This is a genomic window from Tenacibaculum geojense (genome assembly GCF_042676005.1).
Lineage (GTDB): Bacteria > Bacteroidota > Bacteroidia > Flavobacteriales > Flavobacteriaceae > Polaribacter > Polaribacter geojense.
On record NZ_JBHTJR010000047.1, the window covers coordinates 51,650 to 70,970 of the forward strand.

Below are 19,321 nucleotides of genomic sequence, written 5' to 3' on the forward strand. Positions count from 1 at the left end.
TGTTAGATTTGCGAGAATACATCATTTTAAACTAAAAAAGTAATAAACTTTATATATGGGATTTTTCGATTTTTTAACTGAAGATATTGCTATTGATTTAGGTACAGCTAACACCCTTATAATTCATAATGGAAAAGTTGTTATAGATAGCCCTTCTATTGTTGCTCGTAACCGTGTAAATGGTAAAATTATTGCCACAGGTAAGGAAGCACAAAAAATGCAAGGAAAAACCCATGAAAACATAAAAACTATTCGCCCATTAAAAGACGGAGTAATTGCTGATTTTCAGGCATCTGAAGAAATGATTAAAGAATTTGTAAAGCAAATTCCGGCTATCAGAAAAAAGCTCTTCCCTCCTTCTCTTAGAATGGTTATTTGTATTCCTTCTGGTATTACAGAAGTTGAAAAAAGAGCGGTAATTGACTCTGCTCGTCATATGAATGCAAAAGAAATTTATCTTATCTACGAACCAATGGCTGCTGCCATTGGTGTAGGTATAGATATTATGGAGCCAAAAGGTAACATGATTATTGATATAGGTGGTGGAACTACAGAAATTGCAGTTATTGCATTAGCAGGTATTGTTTGTGACCAATCTGTAAAAGTTGCAGGTGATTTATTTACAAGTGACATCATGTACTATATGAGAACCCAACATAATCTACACGTTGGTGAATCTACCGCCGAGAAAATTAAAATTCAAATTGGTGCAGCTACCGAAGATTTAGATGAAGCTCCAGAAGACATGATGGTTCAGGGTCGTGACCTATTAAGTGGTAAGCCAAAACAAGTACAGGTTTCTTACAGAGAAATTGCAAAGGCCTTAGACAAATCTATATTACGTATTGAAGATGCTGTTATGGAAACATTATCTAAAACTCCACCTGAGTTAGCAGCCGATATATATAACACTGGTATTTATTTAGCTGGTGGAGGTTCAATGTTACGTGGTTTAGATAAACGTTTGTCTAGAAAAACAGATTTACCAGTGTATGTAGCAGAAGATCCATTAAGAGCTGTTGTTCGTGGAACAGGTATTGCCTTAAAAGACTTAGATCGTTATAAGAGCGTATTGATTAAGTAATATTTTTTTATGCAGCAGCTACTTTATTTTATTCAAAAATATAAGTATTTCTTGTACTTTATGCTGTTGCAGCTTATTGCACTTGCACTTACTATAAACAATCATAGTTTTCATAGAAGTAAATTTGTTAGCTCTACTAGTACTATTACAGGAAGTATTTATAATAAAGCTTCTAACTGGTCTGATTATTTTAATTTAAAAAGACAAAATACAGAGTTAGTTGAAGAAAACAATAAACTCAGAAATTTATTAGAACAATATAAAGCTATTACTGACACTGTAGTAACTTCTAAAACAACAGACAGTATTTATACACAACAGTATATTTATATAAGTGGAAAAATAACTAAAAACGAATTTCATAAACCTTATAATTTCTTAACCATTAATAGAGGACAAAAAAATGGTGTTACTTCAGAAATGGCTGTCATGAATAGCAAAGGTATTATTGGAATTACAGATGATGTTTCAAATTCGTATGCCAGGGTACAATCTATTTTAAACAGAAACAGCAAAATAAACGCTCGATTTAAAAACAGCTTCCACTTTGGGACATTAATTTGGAACGGTGAAAAAATCAATATAGTTCAGTTAACTGATATTCCAAGACAAGCTAACTATAATATTGGAGATACTATTATTACTGGTGGTAAATCAACAATTTTTCCAGAAGGCATTTTAATTGGAACCGTAATCACAAAACCTGAAAACCCTTCAGCATTAAATACAATTGATATAAAATTATTTAATGATATGACTAATATAAGTCCTGTTTATATTATTCAGAATTTAAATAAGGAAGAAATAAACACCCTAGAACAATCTACAGATGAATAAAACTTTATATCATATTATTTTATTCTTCTCATTAATATTGTTGCAAGCATTAATTTTAAACAATATTTTACTTTTCGGATATGTTAATCCGTATTTATATATTGTATTTATATTTCTATTTCCTTTAAGAAAAAATCGATTTCCCTTTTTAACGTATGCTTTTTTATTAGGTTTATTTGTTGATTTTTTCTCTGATTCTGGAGGAATTCACACGCTCGCTACTTTAACTATTGCATATTTAAGACCGTATTTTTTTAGAGTCGCTTTTCAAAAAACAGAAAGTGACTACGAGTTTTTCAAACTAGACCAAGAAAACTTTGGAAAAATATTTAACTATATAGTATCTCTTACATTAATTCATCATTTTATTCTTTTTAGTTTTATTAACTTTAGCTTCCAAAATTTTTCAAAAGTTATCGTAAATACACTATTATCGGGTATTTTTACGTTATTACTTTATTTTTTAGGAACTTTTATTTTTAGACGAAAGATATAAACTTGAAGAGAAGCATATTACTTATATTTTTAATCACTTTAGTAGGTGTTATTTACATTGGAAGACTGTTTCAACTACAAATTTTACGTGGTTCTAACACCAATCCTGTACAAAGTGCCGCTGTAAAAATTGAATATGATTATCCTGAAAGAGGATACATTTACGATAGAAATGGTAAACTTTTGGTAGCCAATCAACTTTCTTATGATGTAATGGTTATACCAAAAGATGTAAAACCTCTTGACACACTAGAATTTTGTAACCTTTTAAAAATTTCAAAAGAAGATTTTATCAAAAAGTTTCAGAAAGCCGAACGTTATGCTCGCTGGTTACCTTCTGTATTTGTGAAACAGTTGGCAAAAGAAGATTTTGCATATTTACAAGAGAAACTTCATAAGTTCAAAGGTTTTTATATTCAGAAACGTATTATCAGGAATTACCCAGTAAAATCAGCTGCAAATGTAGTTGGCTATATTAGTGAAGTAAACGAACAAGTAGCTAAAAAAAGTAATTATTACGAACAAGGTGAACTTATAGGTTGGTGGGGTGTTGAAAAACAATATGAAGATGTTTTACGAGGTATTAAAGGTAAAAAACACTTTAAACGTAATAATTTAAACGAAATTACGGGTATTTATAAAGACGGAGTTTATGACACATTAGCTGTGCCTGGTAAAGACTTAACGCTTACTATAGATTCTGAATTACAACAATACGGTGAGTTATTAATGACTGGTAAACGCGGTGGAATAGTAGCCCTAGAACCTAGTACTGGAGAAATTTTAGCACTTGTAACCGCCCCTTCTTATGACCCCAACATGATGGTTGGAAGAAACAGATCGGCTAACTCTGTAAAACTATTTGGAGATACCATTAATAACCCAACTATTGATCGTGGTTTACAAGGAATGTATTCCCCTGGATCTCCTTTTAAAATTATTAATGGTTTAATAGGACTAGAAGAAGAGGTTATTGATGAAAACTTTGCTGTTTATTGTTACGGTGGTTATCGCTATGGTAAAAGACCACACGAATTCATGGGATGTCACTGTGGAATGTATGGAAGACCCGTTAGACTTAAAACCGCCATTGCAAAATCATGTAACAGCTATTTTGCAACAGTTTACAGAAAAATTATCGATAAAGCTGAAAAAACAACTGTAGGCTTTGATAACTGGAGCAACCATGTAAAAAGTTTTGGTTTAGGAAACTACCTAGGATATGATCTGCCAGTTGGACAAAAAGGATACATTCCTAATGCACAATTTTATAACGATTGGTATAAATTTGGATGGGGTGCAACTACTAATATTTCTAATGCTATTGGCCAAGGTGAAGTATCTACCACTCCAATTCAATTAGCAAATGCAACAGCTGCTATTGCTAATAGAGGTTTTTACTATACACCACATATTGTTAAACAAATAAACAAACAGGGTATTAAAAATAAACTATATACTACACCTAAAAAAACAACAATTAGTAAACAATATTATGAGCCTGCTATTGAAGCTATGCATGAAGTTTTTAAAACAGGAACAGGAAAATACAGTCAGGTTAAAGGCATTGATATTTGTGGAAAAACAGGTACTGTAGAAAATTTCACAAAAATAAATGGCAAAAAAATAAAGTTAGAAGATCATTCTATACTTATTGCATTTGCACCAAAAGAAAATCCTAAAATAGCCTTGGCTGTTTTTGTTGAAAATGGTGGATATGGATCAACCTATGCTGCGCCTATTGCTAGTTTAATGATAGAAAAATATATTAATAGATCTATTAATCGTAAAACTGTGGAAGAAAGAATGATTAATTCTAGCTTACAACAGATATATGATCAACAATTAGAAAAAAAAGACTCCATTGCGTCAACAACAAAATAACATATTCGAAAATATTGATTGGTTTTTAGTTGCTATATATGCACTTTTAGTCGTTTTTGGCTGGATGAATATCTATGCCGCTTCTTTTACTGAAACCTCTGGTGAAATTTTAAATTTCTCTACTAGATTCGGAAAACAACTAGTATTTATGGGGCTAAGTTTACCTTTAATTGTGTTTATTTTATTTTTTAATTCAAAATTTTATGAGCAATTTGCTAGTATACTTTATGTGCTATCGATAATACTTTTAGCTGGTGTACTTATTTTTGGAAAAAAAATTAATGGTGCCACCTCTTGGTATAACTTCGGAGGAATTGGGTTACAACCTTCAGAATTTTCAAAGGCTTTTACTGCCCTTGCTTTAGCTAAGCTGATGAGTGATAGGCAATACAACCTTGACTTAATAAAAAATCAAATAAAAGCCTTTTTTATAATATTTCTGCCCGCTTTTTTTATTGCTTTACAGCCAGATATGGGTTCTGTATTAATTTATTTCTCATTTTTCTTTGTATTAAATAGAGAAGGGTTAACGTTAAAATATTTTATTTTAGGCTTTGTTACAATTCTATTATTCATCTTAACAATAAATTTCGGAACAAAAACTGTTCTTGTAAGTTTTATTGGACTATTAACCCTTGTGCTAGTTTACATTATATACAGAAACAAACAGTTTTTACGATTTAATTGGCCAATTATATTAATTACTTACTTAATAAGCTCCATATTTATATTTGTTGTAGGTTATAGTTATACAAACATTCTTGAACAACATCAAAAAGATAGATTTGATATTTTATTAGGGAAGATTGAAGACAATAAAGGGTTAGGCTACAACACATATCAATCTGAACTTACAATTAATTCTGGTGGATTTTGGGGTAAAGGTTTTTTACAAGGTGACAGAACTCAAGGAAATTTTGTACCAGAACAAGACACAGATTATATTTTTAGTACAGTTGGAGAAGAATGGGGTTTTATTGGTAGCAGTATGGTAATTATACTTTTTATGATATTATTATATCGCTTAATATATCTTTCAGAAAAACAAACCAACAAATTTGCTCGAATTTATGGTTATGGAGCAGCATCTATTATTTTTTTCCATGTAATTGTTAATATAGGCATGGTTATAGGTCTATTACCTACCATAGGTATTCCATTACCCTTTTTTAGCTATGGAGGCTCTTCTTTATGGGGATTCACCTTACTTCTTTTTATCTTCATAAGATTAGATGCTCATAAAAAATACGATTGGTAAACTACTATATTTTTTAATCAAAAAATCATAAATAATAATTCTGTAGTTATGAACTAATAAAAAAGTTTAAGCTTTCAGAATTTAATCACAGAACTTAAATTAAAGGTTTAAACTAAATACAAAAGATCTAATTATAGACATTCTTTAAATATTTTTAAAAAGACTTTTAATTCATGTAAAAAACACAAAAAAGTAAACTTAATCAATGTAGAGTAAAGTCCAAAGCATCAATTTTATAGCGTAATCTTAAATTATAGAATGCTTGAACATATCCTATTCTCATAAAAAGAACCAACTAACATTTTAACCATAAAAAAAGCATCACTTAAAAGTGATGCTTTTATATTAACTAACCTTAAAACTCTTATAAAGCAGCTACATGCTTAGCCAACTTCGACTTTAAGTTTGCCGCTTTATTCTTATGAATAATGTTGTTCTTTGCTAATTTATCTAACATTGAAACAACTGACGAAAACATTCCTTCTGCTTCCTTCTTATCTGTTGTAGCTCTTAATTTTCTGACAGCATTACGAGTTGTTTTATGCTGATATTTATTTCTTAAGCGCTTCGCTTCGTTACTTCTTATTCTTTTTAATGCTGACTTATGATTTGCCATTTTATTAACTCTTAATTGTTTATAAAAAAACTTTGTAGTCCGTACGGGAATCGAACCCGTGTTACCAGGATGAAAACCTGGCGTCCTAACCCCTAGACGAACGGACCAGTTGCAATCTCTTTGATTGCGGGTGCAAATATACATTTCTTTTTGATATCTGCAATACTTTATAGATAATAAATTATCTTTTTGATAAAAAAAGCTTCGAATAAATTCTCGAAGCTAATTTAGAACTTGTAGTCCGTACGGGAATCGAACCCGTGTTACCAGGATGAAAACCTGGCGTCCTAACCCCTAGACGAACGGACCATTTTTTTTGCGTTTGCGGGTGCAAATATATAAACACTTTTTAATTCCCACAACAAAAAAAACACTTTTTTTTAATATGCTTTAGCAAACAAAACTCTTCTTTCTGATTTACTGCCTGTTAACACACAAATCCCTTCTTCTTTTTTTGAGTCATTTGGTATACACCTAATAGTTGCCTTAGTTAATTCTTTAATTTTATCTTCTGTTTCTATAGTTCCGTCCCAGTGCGCTGATACAAAACCTCCTTTATTTTCTATTACATCTTTAAACTCTTCAAAAGAATTCACCTCTGTAATATGAGCATTTCTGTAATCTAATGCTCTTGTAAATAAATTCTCTTGAATTTCTTCTAATAACTTAAATACGGTAGTTGTTATATCGTCTTGATTTACTGTTTGCTTTTCAAAAGTATCTCTTCTTGCTATTTCAGCAGTTCCATTTTCTAAATCACGTTTACCAATAGCAATTCTTACCGGTACACCTTTCATTTCATATTCTGCAAACTTAGCTCCTGGACGCATTGTATCTCTGTCATCAAATTTAACAGATACTCCATTGGCCCTTAATTCTTTTACAATAGTATCTACTCTATCCGCAATAGCTTGTAATTGATCATCTCCTTTGTAAATAGGCACAATAACAACTTGTATTGGTGCTAATTTAGGAGGTAATACCAAACCAGCATCGTCTGAATGAGTCATAATTAAACCACCTATTAACCTAGTAGAAACTCCCCACGAAGTTGCCCAAACGTATTCTTGCTTACCTTCTTTTGATGCATATTTAACATCAAAAGCTTTTGCGAAATTTTGACCTAAAAAGTGAGAAGTACCAGCTTGTAATGCTTTTCCATCTTGCATTAAAGCTTCAATAGTTAAAGTATCATCTGCACCAGCAAAACGTTCACTTTCACTTTTGGCTCCCTTAATAACAGGCATAGCCATAAAATTTTCAGCAAAAGTTGCATAAACTTCTTGCATTTGTTTAGCTTCTGCTAACGCTTCATTTTTAGTAGCATGAGCTGTATGTCCTTCTTGCCATAAAAATTCGGCCGTTCTTAAAAATAAACGTGTACGCATTTCCCATCTTACAACATTTGCCCATTGATTTATTAATAACGGTAAATCTCTGTACGACTGAATCCAACCTTTATAAGTATTCCATATAATTGCTTCAGAAGTAGGTCTAACAACCAACTCTTCTTCTAACTTAGCAGCAGGGTCAACTCTTAATTTACCTTCATTATCTGGATCACTCTGTAATCTGTAATGAGTTACTACAGCACATTCTTTTGCAAAACCTTCTGCATTTTTTTCTTCAGCCTCAAACAAACTTTTGGGTACAAAAAGAGGAAAATATGCATTCTGATGTCCTGTTTCTTTAAACATTCTATCAAGTTCTGCTTGCATTTTCTCCCAAATTGCAAATCCATAGGGCTTTATAACCATACAACCCCTAACTGCTGAATTTTCTGCTAAGTCAGCTTTTACAATTAATTCGTTATACCACTTTGAGTAATCTTCTGCTCTTTTTGTTAAATGTTTGCTCATGTTCAAAAGTTTGGCATAAATATTGCAATTATTTATGCGTAAATTGTGTATGCAAAACTACATTAAAATGGTAACAAGCCCAACATCAAAACCATTTTTTGCAATACATTTATATTTTATTACATTAACTAACTTAAAAATAGTAAACATGAAGTCATATTATTCAAACACCAAGCTTCCTTATTTATTTGCATCATTATTGATGACAACACTTTTGGTTTCTTGCGGAACCGCTCAATCGGTTGCAGGCAGTGATGGTATTTATGCTGATGACGTTGAACAGCAACCTCAATCTAACGTTGTTGTTACTGATCAAGAAACATATGATGATTATAATGACAACTATTTTAGAAAAGAGTTAGAGTTACTAGGGCAAATTAACGGCACAGATATAATAACCGATATTGAAGACTACAGTTCTGACGATTATGAATACGAAGAGGAGGGAGAATTTAATAATGACTCTCAAATAGGTTATAGCGAAAATGCTCCTTGGGGTTATGAATCTGACACCGATGTTGTAATTAACATTAATACCTCACCTCGTTGGGATTGGGGTTGGAATACTTGGGGTGATCCATACTGGGATAATCCTTGGGGTTGGAATCGTTGGGGTTGGAACAATTGGAATTACGGCTGGGGATACAATCGTTTTTGGCACCCTTATCATTCACCTTACTATTGGAATGCTGGTTTCTATGCAGGTGTAGGTTTTTATACTAGGTATAGACATTTTGGTTATCCATATAGATACAATAGATTTTACAATAATAGATATTACAGAAATAATAGATACTACAGAGGTGCTTATCCGTACCGAAGAAGTTCTGTTGCAGCTAACAATAGAAGAGCAATATATAACAGAAATTCGTCTTCAAGAAGAGCTAGTGAATATAGAAACACTAGGAGTAGAAGAGATACAAGAGCTACAAGGAATACTAGAGAAAATTCTAGGGTAACGAGAGGCAGAACTAGAACTAGAAATTACTCTCCTTCAAGAAATAATAATTCAACAAGAAACACACGTTCTGTTACACCAAGAAGATCGAGATCTAATAATTCTGGAAACAACCGAACAGCTACTCCAAGAAGAACAAGGTCTAGTAATTCCAATGGTAACTACAGATCTTCATCAAGAAGAAGTTCTAATAACAGTAGTTACTCTAGAAGCAACAGGTCTAGCAGTAGAAGTTACTCACCAAGTAGAAGTTCTTCAAGCAGATCATCATCTGGCAGCAGGTCGAGTAGTAGATCTACAAGAGGAGGAAGAAGATAGTTTAACTATACTAGAAATTTAATGAAAAGAAATATATTCTTAACAATTGCCATTGCATTTACATCAGTAACTTTTGCACAAACTGAAACTTTTAACGATTTTGGAATTCTTTTATCAAAAGATAAAAAATACGGAACTGCTAGATACGAAGCTATGAGCGGAGCTTTTGGAGCATTAGGGTCAGATGTTTCGTCTATAAGCGTTAATCCTGCTGGTGCTGTAGTAGCTATTAAAAGTAAGTTTTCTGTTACTCTAAACAACAGGAGTACCAACTTAACCACATCATATTACGGAGCTAATAATGAGTTTCGAGATAATTTTTTCAACATATCTCAAGCTGGCGGTATATTATCTTTTACTGGTAACAACAGTGATGAGTGGACTCGTTTTGCTTTTTCTTTCAATTATAAGTTGAATAATGATTTCAATAACTTTTATGCTTTGGGAGGTAACAATAACTTAGCTCCTACTTATAACGAACATTTTAATGATAATAAGGTTAATAGAACCCAATTTAATACTCCAGTTGAACAATATGCTGATTTGATTACCGAAGGAGAGACAAGTACGTTTAGTGTTGGAGTGTCTGCTGTACATCAAAACAAATTGTTTATTGGAGCTAATTTAAATTTTCATAATTTAGAATATTACCGCGACTATTTATTTAATGAAATTAATAATGATGCCGATGGTAACACATTAGATGTAAGAAACAGAATAATAAGTCAAACTACTGGTGAGGGCTTCTCTTTAAGTTTAGGTTTTATATATAAAGCTAACCAAAACTTGCGATTAGGATTGGCTTACGAATCACCAACATGGTATCAACAAATTATAGAAGATAGTGAAGACTTGCTAACAATGAATGGTATTGAATCATTAGATTTAAATCCGTATAGAGATAATCAAGGTCCTTTTTTAGATGAGTATAGATTTAGAACTCCAAGCAGAATTACTGCAAGCGGGGCATATATTTTTGGAAAAAAAGGTCTTTTGAGTGTAGATTACACTTACAGAGATTATCAAAATGCTAAGTTTAGAGGAACTGGTTTTAATGATGTCAACACTAACTTCTCAAACAATTACAGAAATACTCATGCCTTAAATATTGGAACCGAATGGAAATTTGACAGAATGAGTGTTAGAGGTGGTTATCATTATGAAAAAGATCCAAACTTACTGGCTGGGGGAAATACTAATGAAGATAATGTTAGAGGATACTCTTTAGGACTAGGATACAATTTTGGTAAAGTAATTATAGACTTAGGATATACTAAATACAATAATACAGAGTTTTATTCTCTGTACAGAACTGGTGATATTAACATTCTAAATAACACTAGTAGAATTTCAGGAACGGTAACGTTCGGCTTATAGAAAGAAAAGGAAAAGAGAAAAAAATCCCGCATTTGCGGGATTTTTTTTATCCTTTAATAATATCAGTTTTTTACCGTAATTTTGTTGTTCAGAAATATATTATGAGTACAATTACAATAAACATACAAGAAACAGCTAATGAAACTATTATAAAGTTTGTTAGCAACACTATATTGATTAATGGAGGTAGCTATGAATACAATAATATAGATGAAGCTAAGAATTCTCCATTAGCACAACAATTATTTTATCTTCCTTTTGTTAAAAAAGTTTTTATAACTGCTAATTTCATAGCTATTCAAAGATATGATATAGTAAGTTGGGATGATGTTGCTGATGAAGTTAAAGAGCAAATTGAAAAATACTTACAAAACGGAAATAAAGTAGTTAATGAAGAAACTACTAATAAAAAAGAGGCAATTGAGGTATATGCAGAAGTTACTCCAAACCCTGCTGTAATGAAGTTTGGTAGTAACAAACCATTAACCCAGACAGATGTAGAGTTTAAAAACATAGACGAAGCAAGCAAATCATCTCCTTTAGCACAAGCATTATTTAGTTTTCCTTTTGTTAAAGAGGTATTTATTTCAGAAAATTATATTTCAATTACTAAATTTGATGTTGTTGAATGGAATGATGTATATCAAGATATGCGAACATTTATTCGTACGTACATTCAAGAAGGAAAAACAATAATCGCTGCTTTACCAGAAAAAGAAACACCTCAAAATGTTGAAATTCCAGTAGAGAACTTAGATGAAACATCTGCAAAAATTGTTGATATTTTAAATGAATATATTAAACCAGCTGTAGCTTCTGACGGTGGAAATATTGCTTTTAAAGGATACGATGCAACAAGTAAAAAAGTTAGTGTAATTTTACAAGGTGCATGTAGCGGTTGTCCATCATCAACAGTTACTTTAAAAAACGGAATAGAAACCATGTTAAAAGAAATGTTACCTAACCAAATTAACGAAGTAGTAGCTATTAATGGATAAACAAGTAAAACCCTACAAAGACTCAAATTTGGGTAAAAAAGAGCAAGTTGCTCAAATGTTTGACACAATTTCTAAAAACTATGACGGTTTAAACCGTGTAATTTCTTTAGGTATTGACGTTAGTTGGAGAAAAAAAGTTGTAAAACTTATAAGCGAAAACAATCCTAAACAAATTTTAGACATAGCTACTGGAACTGGTGATTTGGCCATTATGATGGCTAATTTAAAGCCAGAACGTATTGTTGGTTTAGATATTTCTGCTGGTATGCTAGAAGTTGGTAAGCATAAAGTAGCTAAGCAAAACCTTTCTAACACTATAGAAATGGTTGTTGGTGACAGTGAGAATATTCCTTTTGAAGACAACACTTTTGATGCTATTACGGTTTCTTTTGGTGTAAGAAATTTTGAAAACCTTGATAAAGGTTTAACTGAAATTTATAGAGTATTAAAACCTGGTGGTAAATTTGTTGTTTTAGAAACTTCAAATCCTACAAAATTTCCTTTTAAACAAGGATATAAGTTTTATACAAACTTTATTCTTCCAATTATAGGAAAAATCTTTTCTAAAGACAAAGTAGCTTATTCCTACCTATCCGAAAGTGCAAATGCTTTTCCTTTTGGTGAAGCTTTCAACAATATTTTAGAAAAAAATGGGTTTAAGAATGCAAAGGATATTCCTGTAACATTTGGAGTGGCCTCTATTTATTCATCAACCAAGTAAATATGTTAAAAAAAACTTATCTATTTTGTTTAGTAGTTTTTTACTATAGCTTTTCTTTTGCTCAAAAAGAAAGAGTAGAAAACTTACCAAATTTTGATAAACCTAAAATTCATTATGGTTTTTACTTAGGATTAAACCAAAATGATTTTAAAATCGCCTATAATAGAACCTCAACAGTTCCTTTTCCTGATATTGAAGTAGAATCTTCTGTTGGTTTTAATGTTGGTTTAATTGCTGACTTACGATTACATAATAATGTAAACTTAAGATTAGAGCCAGGTTTAATATCTAATACTAAAACACTTCGATTTAATCATATTGCTAACGAAAATCAAGCTACAAGAGAGGTTGGAAACACCTATTTACATGTTCCACTAATTTTTAAGTTTAGTACAAATCGTTTAAATAATATTAGACCGTATGTGTTAAGTGGTGTGTCTTATGATTATAATTTTTCTAGTAATGAAAGTAATTCTGATGATAATTTCTCTGGTGAATTTAGACAAACATCTAGCAACTTTATGTATGAAGTAGGTATTGGTGTAGATTTTTACCTTCCTTATTTTAAATTCTCACCATCTATAAGAGGTATATTTGCTATCAACAATGAATTGAAATACGATAATACTAGTCCGAGTCCTTGGACAGACCCTATAAGTTTTATGGGAACAAGAGGTCTTTTTATTCACTTTGCGTTTGAATAAGAAGACTTCTTCTTTTATTAAAATGAAGGCAAACAAAAAAGGATCGTTTCATAACAATCCTTTTTCTCTACGTGAAATAAATCACAGTAATTAGATAGAAGTCCCCCGAAATCTACCAATTAGTTAAATTTTCTAATTCATTAGTTTTTGAAAAATTAGACAATAACATCTAATTTATTATGGTCAAACTTATACAAATATAGTAATTTTTGAAATATCAAACTATTTTTTAACAATTATTTTACTGTCTACCACTTCTTTAATAGGATAAACTATATACTCATCACCTACTAAAAGGGTTAAACAAATGTTATCAATAGCCATAATTTTACCTTCTACTTCTCCTATTTTAACAGTAGCTCCTATTTGGAAATTCTTTCTTGAATAATACCCAAACAATAACCTTTCAACTGCATTTCTTGCCCCAATACCAAATGCTATAGTGAATGCCAATAATATAGATCCAATTAATAAGGTTACGTTACTTTTTATTATTGAAGTGTCTATACCCGCCTGATCTAAAGCTGTAATAGATAAAAACACTACTATAACGTAAAAAACGATATTACCAACTAAATTACCACCAGTTAAATCTAATGATTTGAAAGTAGATTGAATTGCTTTTTTTACAACAGTACCTAAATAGGCACCACCAACAAAAATACCTAGTGCAGTTAATAATTTTGGCAAGTAAGCAAAGAAGTTTTGAATTCCTTCAGAAACGGCCTTTAACCCAAACATTTCGGCACCTACCATTACAAACACAAAAGTTAAAAACCACTTTAGTACACCTAAAATTACGTTTGTAAGTACTACATTAATAGTTGTGTCTCCAAAAATTTTAGTTTCACTTAACTTTTTAGACCATTCATCAATATTGGTTTTACTTAAAACTTTTCTTATTACATAGAGAAGTATCTTTATAAATAACCAAGAAAAAATAACAAACCCAAAAAACTTTAGTACTGTGGGTAATGCATGTAATATTTCATCAAATATTTTTTGAAACGGTGCTAAAATTTCATCTTTAAAATTAGCCATAATAATAGTTTGGTTTAGGTTTTATTAATCTTCTTTTTTATCTGCCTTAGTGCTTCCACCTGCCAATAAATCTCCAATAGTATTTGGATATTTAACTACAAATAAATCCGCCATATCTATGGATAATTTTATCATCGCCACATCATTAAGTACTTTTTCTTTGAGTACCTCTGGCAATTCTTCATTATGTAATATTTTTTTAAACGGATTATCCATAGTTACGTTAATTCGTTATACGCTTTAATCACTTTCTCTTTGGCTCTTTTCAATCGCATTTTAGTGGCGCTTTGTCCAATATCTAATGCTTCTTGGATATCTTTAACACTCATATCATCTTGATATTTCATTAAAAGAATCATTTTATCGGCTGGATCTATTATTTCAAGAGCCTTTGCCAATAAATCAGATTTCATGGTAAATAAACTAGTATCATCATCAAGCTGGTCATCATTAATATCTTCATCTCTAATTTCATCTTTTACCACAGTATTCTTCTCTTGCTTTTTCGCGCTGTTTCTTTGTACATAATTCACACAAAAATTATATGTAAAAGAATATAACCAAGTAGAAAACTTTGATTTTCCTTTAAACATTCTAATTTTAACAAAAAGCTGAACGAAAACATCGTGTGCTAAATCTTGAGCCTCTTCTTTACTTTTAGAAAAGCCATAACATTTGTTATACACTACACGACCGTATCTGTCATACAAGATAGCAAATAAATGGGTATCATTTTTTTGCACTATTCTTTGTACAAGTTCCTCGTCGCTTAATTTTGTAGCATCTGTAGTTTTCAAGATATACTAACTAAGTTGGATTTAGTTAATTAGACACACTTCTTTTTAGTAAGTCACAATAACAATTTTACAAGTGTTAAATGTACTATTATTTAGACAGAAAAAAACTTTTTTAAAAAAATATTTACTTTTTTGTAACAAAAAGAAACAATTAAACGTATAAGGTAATGCAGGTATATTAATAACATTAAAACAAGCTTTTCAGGTAGATGAGACAACTTAAAATTACCAAGCAGGTTACCAACAGGGAAACCGCGTCGTTAGACAAATATTTACAAGAAATTGGAAAAGTAGACTTAATTACGGCTGATGAAGAAGTAGAATTAGCGCAAAGAATTAAGGCAGGAGATGAAAGAGCTTTAGAAAAGCTTACCAAAGCAAACTTACGTTTTGTGGTTTCGGTAGCAAAACAGTATCAAAACCAAGGGTTAACACTACCCGATTTAATTAATGAAGGAAATTTAGGTTTAATTAAAGCGGCTCGTCGTTTTGATGAAACTCGTGGATTTAAATTTATATCATATGCCGTTTGGTGGATTCGTCAATCTATCTTACAAGCATTAGCAGAGCAATCTCGTATCGTACGTTTACCATTAAATAAAATTGGTTCTATTAACAAAATCAATAAAATGTATGCGTTTTTAGAACAAGAAAATGAACGTCCACCAAGTGCAGAAGAAATTGCAAAAAAGTTAGACATGACTGTGAGCGATGTAAAAGAGTCTATGAAAAACTCTGGTCGTCACGTATCAATGGATGCTCCATTAATTGAAGGTGAAGATTCTAACTTATACGATGTTTTAAACTCAGGTGAATCACCAAACCCTGATAAGACTTTATTACACGAATCTTTGCGTATTGAAATTAATCGTGCTTTAGAAACATTAACACCTCGTGAAGCAGATGTTGTTAAATTATACTTTGGTTTAGGTGAACATCAACCTATGACTTTAGAGGAAATTGGAGAAACCTTTGATTTAACTCGTGAACGTGTACGTCAGATTAAAGAAAAAGCAATTAGAAGATTGAAACACACTTCTAGAAGTAAAATCTTAATGACTTACCTAGGATAAAACCTATAAAAAATGAATAGTTTTAAAACTATTCATTTCTTAAACAATAAATAGAAAGCTCTCAATTTTTGAGAGTTTTTCTTTTTTTATATTGTACTTTTACCATCAAATAACAACACAATTTAACAACATGAGTAAACTTGTAGCTCCATCTATATTAGCTGCTGATTTTGCAAACTTACAGCGCGATATAGAAATGGTTAACAGCAGTGAAGCAGATTGGTTTCATATTGATATTATGGATGGTGTATTTGTACCTAATATATCTTTTGGAATGCCTGTTTTAAAAGCAATTTCTAAACACGCAAAAAAAACTATTGATGTACATTTAATGATTGTAGATCCTGATAGATACATACAAACTTTTGCAGACTTAGGTGCCGATATTTTAACAGTACATTACGAAGCTTGTACGCATTTACACCGAACAATCCAAGCGATTAAAGCTTCAGGAATGAAGGCAGGTGTAGCAATTAATCCTCACACACCTATTGCTGTTTTAGAGGATATTATTTCAGATTTAGATGTAGTATGTATAATGAGTGTTAATCCTGGTTTTGGAGGACAATCGTTTATTGAAAACACTTATAAAAAAGTACAACAATTAAAAAATTTAATCACCTTTAGTAAAGCAGATACTTTAATTGAAATTGACGGTGGAGTAACAAACAAAAACGCTAATGAATTAATTGAAGTTGGCGCCGATGTTTTGGTTGCAGGAAGTTATGTGTTTAAGAGCGATAACCCTACCAGTACAATTGCCGATTTAAAAAGCATGATAAATTAAATATAAAAAAACCTCGAAGATATAATCTTCGAGATTTTTCTTTATGGTGACTCCGGAAGGATTCGAACCCTCAACCCTCAGAGCCGAAATCTGATATTCTATCCAGTTGAACTACGGAGCCATTTAACTAAGCTAATTTAGCTTTCACAATAGTAGATATAGTTTTCCCATCTGCTTGTCCAGCTAACTTTTTGGATACAATACCCATTACTTTACCCATATCTTTCATTCCTACTGCACCACTCTCTTCTATTACCGCTATAACAACTTTTGCTATTGCATCTTCACTTAAAGCTTCTGGTAAAAACTGCTCTAAAATAGCAGCCTCAGCTAGTTCTGGCTCTGCTAAATCATTTCTATCTTGATCTAAATATACTTGAGCACTATCCTTTCTTTGCTTAACTTGTTTTTGGACTATTTTTAATTCTTGATCCGCTGTAATATCTCCAGAACCTGTTTCTGTTTTTGCTAACATAAATGCAGACTTTAATGAACGTAAAGCAGCTAAAGCAACTGTATCTTTTGCTTTCATTGCTTCTTTCATTTTACTCATTACCTCATTTTGAATACTCATAATTTTTGTTTTTTAAACTCAAATATAGTGATAAAAAAAATCCTGATTTCTCAGGAATTTTTATGTTTAACTTTGGTATTGTTTAGTCTACATTGTCATGTAAAAAAGAGTTGTTAGATCTAAAATTTAGCTCGTTACCCTCTTTATTTTTTAACGCAGTTTTAGTTTGACTAATTTTATTATTTACGTCTAAATCTACTCCTAAACGTTTGTAAGCAGGCTGACGCTCTATTTCATCAATATTTTTATTAACTTGATCGTTAAATTTATAATTGAATCCTTTCATTTTCTCACGTCTTTCTTGTGCTCTTTTTTGCAACTCTGAAATAGTCAAATCTAACGGAGAAACTTCTTTAGAGTCATCTACCGTATTTGTTTGTGGATTTTTAGTACGCACTTCAAATTGTAACTCTTCTTCTGTTTCCTCTTTTGAAATAGTTGGAGTGGAGCTTTTACCAATAGTTGGCTGTACATCAAAATCATCTAGAATATAACGCTTCTCATATACTTTTTGCGATACTTCTTCTGAAACTACATCTATATTTTTAATTTCATCTGTTGTACTAATTAAGTTACTTTCAGGTGTAATTTCTTCGTAGTCGTTTAAAGGTAAATCAAATAATAAATCTTGTTGTATAGACTGAACTTCTTCTTTTAATTCTTGTACCGGAGTAATATTTGTAATGATAAATTCCTCCTCTGGTACTTCTGGTGTAATTTCATCATAAACTACCTCTATATTTTTAATAGCTTCTGTAGTTTTTACAATAGGATTAGTTGGTTTAACCTCTTCTACTTCTTCTTCTAAAACATGAACTATTTTTTGATTTACAGGCTCTTGATGAATTGGTTTTGACACCGCTATTGCATCTGAATCAAAATTATAGGTAGCCTTTTGCTCATCTTCTAAAGTATGAACTATTTTTTTTACCTCAGTATTGGTAATTGTACTTTGTTGATCAGCCGCAAAACCAGTAGCCACAACAGTTAAAGCAATACCATCTTCTAAAGATTCATCTTCACCAATACCCATGATAATGTTGGCATCATATCCTGCCTCTGTTTGGATATAATCATTTATTTCACCAATCTCATCTAAGGTAACTTCATTACTACCAGAAACAATTAATAATAAAACGTTTTTAGCTCCTGTAATTTTATTATCGTTTAATAACGGAGAATCTAAAGCCTTTACAATAGCATTTTTAGCTCTGTTTGCTCCAGACTCTTTTGCAGATCCCATGATTGCTGTACCACTATTAGATAAAACAGTACGAGCATCATGTAAATCGATATTTTGCTTATAATGGTGTGTTATTACCTCTGCTATACCTTTAGAGGCTGTAGCTAAAACTTCATCTGCTTTAGAGAAACCAGCTTTAAAACCAAGGTTTCCGTAAACTTCTCTTAATTTATTATTGTTAATTACTATTAAAGAATCTACATGTTTACGAAGCTCATCTATTCCTTTTTGAGCTTGTTTTGAGCGCATTCTTCCTTCAAATTGAAATGGCATTGTAACGATACCTACCGTTAAAATATCCATATCTTTAGCAATTTTAGCAATAATTGGTGCAGCCCCTGTACCTGTACCACCACCCATACCAGCGGTTATAAAAACCATTTTAGTATGTGTATTTAACATTTGCTGAATATCTTGAATACTTTCAGCAGCTGCCTGAGCTCCTATTTCTGGATTTGCACCAGCACCTAAACCTGAGGTTAAGTGAGCTCCTAATTGTATTTTATTTGGAATAGGACTATTTTCTAATGCTTGTGCATCTGTATTACAAATAACAAAATCAACTCCATGAATTTGCTTGCTATACATGTGGTTTACAGCATTGCTTCCTCCCCCTCCAACACCAATAACTTTTATGGCGTTAGATTGTGTTTTTGGTAAATCGAATGAAATGTTATCAAATTCTGCGCTCATAGTA

19 protein-coding genes and 3 tRNA genes are annotated in these 19,321 nt (G+C 31.4%); 12 read left to right on the forward strand and 10 right to left on the reverse strand.

The genetic code is table 11. The annotated features are described in order from the left end of the window. Nucleotides 1–55 precede the first annotated feature (55 nt). Genes ACFQ1U_RS09475 through rodA form a run of 5 tightly spaced genes read left to right on the forward strand, consistent with a single transcriptional unit; the run spans nt 56 to nt 5,558 of the window. Nucleotides 56–1,084: a rod shape-determining protein gene (locus tag ACFQ1U_RS09475; protein WP_386107691.1), complete on the forward strand. Its 1,029-nt coding sequence runs from the start codon at nt 56–58 to the stop codon at nt 1,082–1,084. Between the two features lie 9 nt (nt 1,085–1,093). Continuing rightward, nucleotides 1,094–1,921, forward strand: coding sequence for a rod shape-determining protein MreC (mreC, locus tag ACFQ1U_RS09480; protein WP_386107693.1), 828 nt, complete (start codon nt 1,094–1,096; stop codon nt 1,919–1,921). Further along, the gene (locus tag ACFQ1U_RS09485; protein WP_386107695.1) at nt 1,914–2,417 is read left to right on the forward strand and encodes a hypothetical protein; all 504 of its coding nucleotides are present in this window, start codon (nt 1,914–1,916) and stop codon (nt 2,415–2,417) included. The genes mreC and ACFQ1U_RS09485 overlap by 8 nt, the downstream gene beginning before the upstream one ends. Before the next feature lie 2 nt (nt 2,418–2,419). Beyond that, entirely contained in the window at nt 2,420–4,300 is a 1,881-nt protein-coding gene (mrdA, locus tag ACFQ1U_RS09490; protein ID WP_386107697.1) for a penicillin-binding protein 2, read from the forward strand. Continuing rightward, nucleotides 4,281–5,558 (forward strand): rod shape-determining protein RodA, encoded by a 1,278-nt coding sequence (gene rodA / locus ACFQ1U_RS09495; RefSeq protein ID WP_386107699.1) that lies wholly within the window; start codon nt 4,281–4,283, stop codon nt 5,556–5,558. Before mrdA ends, rodA begins: the two co-directional genes overlap by 20 nt. Before the next feature lie 364 nt (nt 5,559–5,922). On the opposite strand, the gene rpsT is transcribed toward rodA, so the two are convergent. From rpsT to proS, 4 genes are all read right to left on the reverse strand, one after another. Beyond that, nucleotides 5,923–6,174, reverse strand: a complete 252-nt coding sequence (gene rpsT / locus ACFQ1U_RS09500) for a 30S ribosomal protein S20 (protein ID WP_086031075.1) — start codon at nt 6,172–6,174, stop codon at nt 5,923–5,925. Nucleotides 6,175–6,209: 35 nt separating this feature from the next. After that, nucleotides 6,210–6,281 (reverse strand) — tRNA-Glu (locus ACFQ1U_RS09505). 130 nt (nt 6,282–6,411) lie between these two features. Further along, nucleotides 6,412–6,483: transfer RNA gene (locus tag ACFQ1U_RS09510), tRNA-Glu, on the reverse strand. A 71-nt stretch (nt 6,484–6,554) separates the two neighbouring features. Continuing rightward, complete coding sequence (proS, locus tag ACFQ1U_RS09515) at nt 6,555–8,033, reverse strand: proline--tRNA ligase (RefSeq protein WP_386107702.1); 1,479 nt, start codon at nt 8,031–8,033, stop codon at nt 6,555–6,557. 148 nt (nt 8,034–8,181) lie between these two features. Between proS and ACFQ1U_RS09520 the strand changes: the two genes are divergently transcribed. From ACFQ1U_RS09520 to porT, 5 genes are all read left to right on the forward strand, one after another. Then, a complete protein-coding gene (locus ACFQ1U_RS09520; protein WP_386107704.1) occupies nt 8,182–9,309 on the forward strand; it encodes a hypothetical protein in 1,128 nt (375 codons plus the stop codon). A gap of 21 nt (nt 9,310–9,330) precedes the next feature. Beyond that, nucleotides 9,331–10,686: an OmpP1/FadL family transporter gene (locus ACFQ1U_RS09525; RefSeq protein ID WP_386107706.1), complete on the forward strand. Its 1,356-nt coding sequence runs from the start codon at nt 9,331–9,333 to the stop codon at nt 10,684–10,686. Between the two features lie 101 nt (nt 10,687–10,787). After that, on the forward strand, nt 10,788–11,684 hold the full coding sequence (locus ACFQ1U_RS09530; protein ID WP_386107708.1) for a NifU family protein: 897 nt from the start codon (nt 10,788–10,790) through the stop codon (nt 11,682–11,684). Beyond that, nucleotides 11,677–12,405, forward strand: coding sequence for a bifunctional demethylmenaquinone methyltransferase/2-methoxy-6-polyprenyl-1,4-benzoquinol methylase UbiE (ubiE, locus tag ACFQ1U_RS09535; RefSeq protein ID WP_386107709.1), 729 nt, complete (start codon nt 11,677–11,679; stop codon nt 12,403–12,405). Before ACFQ1U_RS09530 ends, ubiE begins: the two co-directional genes overlap by 8 nt. Before the next feature lie 2 nt (nt 12,406–12,407). After that, entirely contained in the window at nt 12,408–13,109 is a 702-nt protein-coding gene (porT, locus tag ACFQ1U_RS09540) for a type IX secretion/gliding motility protein PorT/SprT (RefSeq protein ID WP_386107711.1), read from the forward strand. 222 nt (nt 13,110–13,331) lie between these two features. Here the strand turns inward: porT and ACFQ1U_RS09545 are convergent, their stop codons facing one another. From ACFQ1U_RS09545 to ACFQ1U_RS09555, 3 genes are read right to left on the reverse strand one after another with little or no spacing between them, the layout of a single operon-like run. Continuing rightward, nucleotides 13,332–14,150 (reverse strand): mechanosensitive ion channel family protein, encoded by an 819-nt coding sequence (locus ACFQ1U_RS09545; RefSeq protein ID WP_386107713.1) that lies wholly within the window; start codon nt 14,148–14,150, stop codon nt 13,332–13,334. Between the two features lie 24 nt (nt 14,151–14,174). After that, nucleotides 14,175–14,366, reverse strand: a complete 192-nt coding sequence (locus ACFQ1U_RS09550; protein WP_386107715.1) for a hypothetical protein — start codon at nt 14,364–14,366, stop codon at nt 14,175–14,177. Nucleotides 14,367–14,368: 2 nt separating this feature from the next. Beyond that, nucleotides 14,369–14,947: an RNA polymerase sigma factor gene (locus ACFQ1U_RS09555; protein ID WP_386107717.1), complete on the reverse strand. Its 579-nt coding sequence runs from the start codon at nt 14,945–14,947 to the stop codon at nt 14,369–14,371. 209 nt (nt 14,948–15,156) lie between these two features. Here ACFQ1U_RS09555 and ACFQ1U_RS09560 point away from each other — a divergent pair, with 209 nt between their 5' ends. Continuing rightward, on the forward strand, nt 15,157–16,020 hold the full coding sequence (locus ACFQ1U_RS09560) for a sigma-70 family RNA polymerase sigma factor (RefSeq protein WP_320418548.1): 864 nt from the start codon (nt 15,157–15,159) through the stop codon (nt 16,018–16,020). Between the two features lie 130 nt (nt 16,021–16,150). Continuing rightward, entirely contained in the window at nt 16,151–16,807 is a 657-nt protein-coding gene (gene rpe, locus ACFQ1U_RS09565; protein WP_386107719.1) for a ribulose-phosphate 3-epimerase, read from the forward strand. A 44-nt stretch (nt 16,808–16,851) separates the two neighbouring features. Here the strand turns inward: rpe and ACFQ1U_RS09570 are convergent. The 3 genes from ACFQ1U_RS09570 to ftsZ all read right to left on the reverse strand — a co-directional run bounded on the left by ACFQ1U_RS09570 (nt 16,852) and on the right by ftsZ (nt 19,317). Beyond that, nucleotides 16,852–16,928: transfer RNA gene (locus tag ACFQ1U_RS09570), tRNA-Arg, on the reverse strand. A 6-nt stretch (nt 16,929–16,934) separates the two neighbouring features. After that, entirely contained in the window at nt 16,935–17,381 is a 447-nt protein-coding gene (locus tag ACFQ1U_RS09575; protein WP_386107721.1) for a GatB/YqeY domain-containing protein, read from the reverse strand. An 82-nt stretch (nt 17,382–17,463) separates the two neighbouring features. Next, a complete protein-coding gene (gene ftsZ / locus ACFQ1U_RS09580; protein WP_386107723.1) occupies nt 17,464–19,317 on the reverse strand; it encodes a cell division protein FtsZ in 1,854 nt (617 codons plus the stop codon). Nucleotides 19,318–19,321: the final 4 nt, after the last annotated feature.